We start from the raw sequence: 233 nt of genomic DNA on the forward strand, positions 1-233 counted from the left end.
GGACCCCTAGTCCAATCAGTGCTCTACCTCCAAGACTCTTACACTTAAGGCTAGCCCTAAAGCTATTTCGGGGAGAACCAGCTATCTCCAGGTTCGATTGGAATGTCTCCGCTACCCACACCTCATCCCCGCACTATTCAACGTGCGTGGGTTCGGGCCTCCCTTCAGGGTTACCTGCACTTCACCCTGGACATGGGAAGATCACCTGGTTTCGGGTCTACGTCCACGTACAA

Annotated in this window: 1 rRNA gene; it reads right to left on the reverse strand. The window is 54.1% G+C overall.

The annotated features are described in order from the left end of the window. Nucleotides 1-233 (reverse strand): 23S ribosomal RNA (locus KVT37_RS33110); the annotation flags it as partial.

It is taken from the genome of Mesorhizobium sp. GbtcB19, assembly GCF_019091085.1.
Lineage (GTDB): Bacteria > Pseudomonadota > Alphaproteobacteria > Rhizobiales > Rhizobiaceae > Mesorhizobium.